5 protein-coding genes are annotated in these 6,818 nt (G+C 71.1%); all 5 read left to right on the forward strand.

Going from position 1 to position 6,818, the window contains the following annotated elements; translation table 11 throughout:
- The first annotated feature begins 52 nt into the window (after nucleotides 1-52).
- Nucleotides 53-2,392, forward strand: coding sequence for an ATP-binding domain-containing protein (locus AB0367_RS36725; protein WP_366231129.1), 2,340 nt, complete (start codon nucleotides 53-55; stop codon nucleotides 2,390-2,392).
- Nucleotides 2,393-2,491: 99 nt separating this feature from the next.
- Nucleotides 2,492-2,653: a hypothetical protein gene (locus AB0367_RS36730; RefSeq protein ID WP_366231130.1), complete on the forward strand. Its 162-nt coding sequence runs from the start codon at nucleotides 2,492-2,494 to the stop codon at nucleotides 2,651-2,653.
- Nucleotides 2,654-2,839: 186 nt separating this feature from the next.
- Entirely contained in the window at nucleotides 2,840-3,571 is a 732-nt protein-coding gene (locus tag AB0367_RS36735) for an NUDIX hydrolase (RefSeq protein WP_366231131.1), read from the forward strand.
- Nucleotides 3,568-4,722, forward strand: coding sequence for a 5'-methylthioadenosine/S-adenosylhomocysteine nucleosidase (locus tag AB0367_RS36740; RefSeq protein WP_366231132.1), 1,155 nt, complete (start codon nucleotides 3,568-3,570; stop codon nucleotides 4,720-4,722). Before AB0367_RS36735 ends, AB0367_RS36740 begins: the two co-directional genes overlap by 4 nt.
- Nucleotides 4,719-6,710 (forward strand): hypothetical protein, encoded by a 1,992-nt coding sequence (locus tag AB0367_RS36745; protein WP_366231133.1) that lies wholly within the window; start codon nucleotides 4,719-4,721, stop codon nucleotides 6,708-6,710. The genes AB0367_RS36740 and AB0367_RS36745 overlap by 4 nt, the downstream gene beginning before the upstream one ends.
- Nucleotides 6,711-6,818: the final 108 nt, after the last annotated feature.

Here is a 6,818-nt window from a genome sequence, read left to right on the forward strand (position 1 = left end):
AAGACGCCCAAAGGCGCCTTACTAGTGCAAATGTTAGCCGACTGGAGACGGATTGTCAAACTCATCCGACACAGCCGACATCGTCGAGGAACAGGGGCACCTAGACACGCTCTACGAGCACCTCGACACCCTGCGTGAGGAGGCCTCCGGGCAGCTGACGAAGGCCCTGCTGCAGACCGGGGGCACACCGGCCGACCGTTCGCACCGAGACTCGGCGACCACGCTGTACACCGACCGGCTGGCGCAGTACAGCGCCGTGGAAAACGGGCTGTGCTTCGGCCGGCTCGACTTCGCCGACAACGAGAAGCGGTACATCGGCCGGATCGGGATCTTCGACGAGGAGAACGACTACGAGCCGCTGCTGATCGACTGGCGAGCCCCGGCGAGCCGGCCCTTCTACCTGGCCACGGCCGCCGCGCCGGACGGGGTGCGCCGCCGCCGGCACATCCGCACCGATCGGCGCACCGTCACCGGCCTCGACGACGAGGTGCTCGACCTCAACGAGGCGCACGGCACCGGTCGCGGCGCCCACGACGGGGTGACCGGCGAGGCGGCGCTGCTGTCGGCGCTCAACGCGTCGCGCACCGGCCGGATGCGCGACATCGTCGAGACGATCCAGGCCGAGCAGGACCACGTCATCCGCGCCGACCTGGGCGGGGTGCTGGTCGTGCAGGGCGGGCCCGGCACCGGCAAGACCGCGGTGGCGCTGCACCGGGCCGCCTACCTGCTGTACAACCACCGGCAGATGCTCTCCTCACGGGTCGTGCTCATCGTGGGACCCAACGCGACGTTCCTGCGGTACATCTCCCAGGTCCTGCCCTCGCTGGCGGAGACCGGCGTGCTGCTGGGCACGATGGGCAACCTCTTCCCGGGCGTCGTCGCGCACCGCGAGGAGCCCGCCGAGATCGCCGAGATCAAGGGCCGGGCGGAGATGATCGACGTGCTCGCCGCCGCGGTCCGCGACCGGCAGCGCGTGCCCGACGAGCCGATCACGCTGCACCTCGGCCTGCTCGACGGTGGCGGGATCATCCTCGAACCGGAGGTGATCGAGGACGCCCGCGAGCGCGCCCGCCGCACCGGCAGGCTGCACAACCTGGCCCGCCCGACGTTCGACACCGAGATCATCCACGCGCTGTCCCTGCTCGTCGCCGACACCATCGGCCTGGACCCGTACGCCGATGACCCGCTCGGCGGCGGCGACGCCCCCGGCGACTCGCAGCTGCTGGACGAGGCCGACCTGGCCGAGATCCGCCGCGAGCTGCGCGGCGAGGCCGAGGTCCTCGGCGCGCTGGACTGGCTGTGGCCGATCCTCACCCCGCAACAGCTGGTGGCCGGGCTGTTCGCCTCCGACAAGCGGCTGGCCGCCGCCGGCGCCGACCCGCGGTTGCGGCGCTCCCCGAAGGAGGGCTGGACCCCGGCCGACGTGCCGCTGCTGGACGAGGCCGCCGAGCTGCTCGGCGAGGACGAGACCGTGCTGGAGATCCTGGCCGAGCGCCGCCGCACCAGCCTGATCGAGTACGCCGAGGGGGCGCTGGAGATCGCGTTCGGCTCCCGGTCCATCGACCTGGAGGACGAGGACGACCCGGAGCTGCTGTCCGTCACCGACCTGCTCGAGGCCGACCGACTGGCCGAGCGGCAGCACGACGGCGAGGCGCTCACCCCGGCCGAGCGTGCCGCCGCCGACCGTAAGTGGGCGTTCGGGCACGTCATCGTCGACGAGGCGCAGGAGCTGTCCGCGATGGCGTGGCGGCTGCTGATGCGCCGCTGCCCGAGCCGCTCGATGACCGTCGTCGGCGACGTCGCCCAGACCGGCGACCTGGCCGGCGCGTCGTCGTGGGGGCAGGCCCTCGCCCCGTATGTCGGGGACCGGTGGCGGCTGCGCGAGCTCACCGTCAACTACCGCACCCCGGCCGAGATCATGTCGGTGGCCGCCGGCGTGCTCGCCGGGATCGACCCGGACGTCCGGCCGCCCCGGTCGGTCCGCGAGGCCGGCGTCGAGCCGTGGGTGCGCGGCGTGGCCCCGGCCCGCCTCGCCGACGCCCTGGCCGAGGCGGTCGAGCGGGAGTCGGAGGAGGCCGGCGAGGGCCGCCTGGGGGTCATCCTCCCCGTGGGGATTTTCGAGGATTTGGTACCGCATGTGCGCAAAGCGTCTCCCGACGCCGCGCTCGGCGAGCAGCCGGACCTCACCACGCGGGTCGTCGTGCTGACCGTCAAGCAGGCGAAGGGCCTGGAGTTCGACGGCGTGATCGTCGTGGACCCGGAGCGGATCGTGGAGGAGTCACCCCGCGGCGCCAACGACCTGTACGTGGCGCTAACGCGGGCCACGCAGCGGCTCGGCATCCTGCACCCGGGTTCGCTGCCGGACTCCTTGCATGCCGTGGTGGGAATATAACCAGGACGACCCGCACCCAGCCCGGCACCTCGAAGCACCCGCGGGTGCTGCGGGAGGCCGGGCTGGGTCGCGTGCGAACCGAGGCGCAGCGCCGCATCTATGATGCTGCGCCCGGAGCCGCTCACCGAGCTCGACGCATGGCTGACGCCCTGTCGCCGCCTGTGGCGCCGCCACCTCGATCTGCTCGAGCGGGCGCCGGCGGAAGAGAAAAGCCGGGAGCGTGATGGGTCGGACTCCAGCACGCTCACCGAACCGACGTGAGCGTAGCAACACCCTGGATGAGCACTCCCGGCGCGGGTCGACCTGCGCCGGAACCCCACTCCGGCCAGTGCCACGACCCGCCCGCCGGGCCGGCTGGCGGGTCGTGGCGTCGAAACCTTTTGCGCATCGCGCGAAAGACGCCTCAACAACTTCCTGTCAATATGACAGGAAACCTAACATCGACGCATGTCTGACGATGAATGGCGGCCGCCGACCGTGTTGCTTGCGGTTGACCTGGTCATCCTCACCCTGCGGGACAACCGCCTGCATGTGTTGCTGATCGAGCGCGGCGTTGAGCCGTACCGTGGCATGCTCGCCCTCCCCGGCGGCTTCCTGGGCCACGCCGCGGAGGACCTGCCGGCGGCCGCCCGGCGGGAGCTGATGGAGGAGGCCGCCCTCCCGGGTGAGACGCTGCATCTGGAGCAGCTCGGGGTGTACGGCACACCGGGGCGCGATCCTCGGGGGCGAGTCGTCTCGGTCGCCTACCTGGCGATCGCCCCACGGCTGCCCGAGCCAACCGCGGGCACGGACGCGTCCGATGCGCTCTGGACCCCCGTCGAGCGGATCCTGACCGCGCGGTTCGAGGTCGCATTCGACCACTGCCAGATCATCGGCGACGGCGTCGAGCGCGCGCGGGCCAAGTTGGAGTACACGGCGCTCGCGGCGGCATTCTGCGGCCCGACGTTCACCATCGCAGAGCTGCAACTGGTGTACGAGGCCGTGTGGGGCGTCCAGCTCGATGCGCGCAACTTCTACCGCAAGGTGCAGGGCGCCAGCGGGTTCATCGTTCCCGCCGGACCGATGCGGAAACCGGTCAACGGGCGCCCCGCCCGGCTGTTCCGCGCCGGGCCTGGCAGGCGGCTGCACCCGCCGATCACGCGTCCCGTTGTTGTGGCGGCGGAAGCGGCCGAGGCATGAGCACCGATGTCGTCGTGATCCTCACCGCCCTCAACCTGGAGTACGACGCGGTACGCCAGCATCTGACCGACCCGCGCGTGCACCTGCACCCTGCCGGGACCCGGTTCGAGGTCGGCCGGCTCCGCCACGGCGGGCGCGCGGCGCTCGGACTCGTCGGCAAGGGCAATCACCCTGCGGCGGTGCTGGCCGAGCGCGCGATGGCCGAGTTCAACCCCGCGGCGGTGCTGTTCTGCGGAGTCGCCGGTGCGCTTTGGCCGGGCATCCGGCTCGGCGACGTGGTCGTGGCCTCGCAGGTGTACGCCTATCACGGCGGCACCAGCCACGACGACGGGCTCATGGCGCGACCGCGGTCCTGGGAGACGGCCCACGGCGCCGCCCAGATCGCGCAGCACCTGATCCGCGCCGGAGACTGGGCCGACCCTCTTCCCACCGGCACCAGACCGGCCGCGCACTTCGGCCCGATCGCGGCCGGCGAGGTCGTCCACGACTCGGCGACCTCCGCCCAGGCCCGCTGGGTCAGGCAGCACTACAACGACGCGCTCGCGATCGAGATGGAGGGCGCAGGGGTGGCGCAGGCCGGCCATCTCAACCGGGCGCTACCCGTGGTGGTGGTGCGCGGTATCAGCGACCGGGCCGACGGGACCAAGGCGGTCAGCGACGGCGAGGCCTGGCAGCCCAGGGCGGCGGCCAACGCCGCCGCGTTCACCGTCGCCCTGGCCCGCGGGCTCATCGCCGACACCGCGGCTGACGATGCACGGACCGGCGACGACAGGACGGAGCGTCCGCACATGAGCCTGACGAACACGAATGTGGCGACCGGCAACGCTCGGGTCGGCGTCCAGGCCGGACAGGTCTTCGGCGGCATCATCCTCGGCTCAGCCCCGCAACCGGCGCCGGGCCTCGCCGCGGAGGTCGCGGAGCTGAGGAGGCTGCTCGAGCGGGCGCACCGCGAGGGCCAGCTCGACACTGACGCTTACACGGCGGCGAAGACGGAACTGACGATCGCGGACGACTGCATCGCGGAGGACACCGCGAGCAGCAGGAGCGCACTGCTGGTGACGCTCAAGCGACTGCGCGGCCTGGTCGCCGACGTCGCCGAGCTGGCGACCGCCGTTGCTGCGATCATCGCCGCGGCGAGGGGGCTGTCGTGACGACCGCGACCCACGCCAACGTCGCCCACGACAACGCCCACGTCGGCGTGCAGGCCGAGGTGGTGCACGGCGACGTCGTCAGCTACCAGGTGCTCCCGGACGACCCGCCCGAGGTGCGGTTCCGGCAAGGCGTCCGCTACCTCGATGCCCGGATGCCCGCCAAGGCCCGTGAACTCATCGAGGAGGCGGTCTCACACGGCTACGAGACCGACGAGGTGCTGTTCCACCGGCTGCTCGCCCTGCTCAGCGGACGGACGCTGAGGCAGCTGAGCAACGAGGACCTCACGCACCTCAATGCGGTGTGCAACGACATCCCGCAGCTGGCGGGCAACGGAGCGTGGACGGCCGGCGTGCGGGTGATCCTGCGCCTGGTCCACTCCATCACCGCCACCGGAACCGAACTCGTCCTCAAGGAACTGGACGGGTTGGGGCGGATCCAGCGCAACAAGATCCTCGACCATCTCGGGCTGCTGCTCGAAGGCCCGCTCGAGGACCAGCTGTGGCGCCGGTCGGTGGAGCAGGCCCGGACGGACCAGGTGGCGCGTGATCGCAAGAATCGCTCCTGGATCTTCTTCGAGCCCCGGCCCGCCCATCCTCGCGTGCGCCCGACCCGGCCCGCCTCGCCCGCCATGAGCGATTGGCTGCGCTGCGTCCTGTGCGGCGCGCTGTTCGCGATTGCCGTCAGTGGCCTCGGCCTGCTGGCGGTGCGAGCTGGGGAGCCGATGCCCGTCCTCGCCTTCCTCGTCGCCCTCGCTGGCACCGCCGCCGTCATGTTCTACGGCGCTGACTGGTACTTCCGCGCCCGATGGCTGCGGGGCAAGAACGAGCAGCTCGTGCCCCGCCCGACGCAATCGGCCGAGTCACGCCCCGGTCGCTTCGCACACGATGTGGACCGGCTGTTCGACCGGTACTTCGGACGGTACCTGCCGGCGGACACAGAGCGGTCCGCCTGGCTTGCCGGGACCGCCGGCATCCGCCGGCATCTGCGGGACGAGGTGGTCGAGATCTACCGCGAGCAGCGGATCACTGCGGAGCAGGTCGGGTGGCTGATCCGGCACTTGGTCGGCGATGTGCGAAGCCGCTGGGAGCACGGCACCCTGATGGCCCACCGGGAACAGCTGCGCACGCCCATCACCGTCGTCGCCGGATGCGGGACGGGACTCGTGGCCGTCGTCGCCGGCAGTGTCCTGGTCGTCCCAGCTGCGGTGATACAGGCTCCGGTCAGCGGCGCGCTGTGTGTCGTGCTCGCCGTCGTCTGCGCCGCCGCAGGACCGTCCGCATTGTTCCGGATCGTCTTCGAGTACCGGCGGGCTCGGGCCGACGAGGCCGAGCGGCGCGAGCAGTTCGCCGCCCGGTCAGCGGCCTACGAGCGCTGGCTGGACAAGCTGTCCCGGAAACCGTCCGATACGGAGATCGCCTCTTGGCTCGAGTGCGATCGCAGAATCCTGGTCGACGAGACGATGCGGCACTACCGGCTGCGGCCGAGCCAAGTGATCGCACACGCCTTCATCGAGGCGCCCGGCCGGTCCTACCGGCGGGCGCGGGTCACCGGCGGCCCCTGGCGGTACTCCAGATACCGTCTGCTGCTGTTCCTGCTGACCGACGACGGGGTGCGGCAGGTCGACATCGACCTCGACTTCGTCGGCGGAACGGCCGGCCTCACACAACGGCTGAACTATCGTTTCGACGCCGTCGCGGCCGTCCGCATCCACGGTCTCGCCCAGCCTCAGCAGACCTTCGAGCTGATTCTGGTCAACGGCGAGCCGATCAGCGTCCGCGCGACCGAATCGAGCGCCGAGAGTCTGCAGCCGGGCGAGGATCCGTGGACACTTTCCGCGGTCGCGGTGGACGCTTCCGGGCTGCCGCACACACTGAATGTGCTGGAGGGCATCGCGGCGGAGGGCAAGGAGTGGATCAAGCACCAGCATCGCCGGGCCGACGACAGGCTCGCCGACCTGCATGCGACCGTCCGCAACCTGATCGACTGAGTCTTCGCCAATCCAACGCCGTTGCGTTTAGCGTCGTGGGCGGGCGGCAAGTCCTTGTTCGAAGATCGTGATGCTGGCGTGGATGGTATAGGTCTGGGTGGTTCTGGG

This window comes from Dactylosporangium sp. NPDC051484, from assembly GCF_040689395.1.
Classification (GTDB): Bacteria; Actinomycetota; Actinomycetes; order Mycobacteriales; family Micromonosporaceae; genus Dactylosporangium.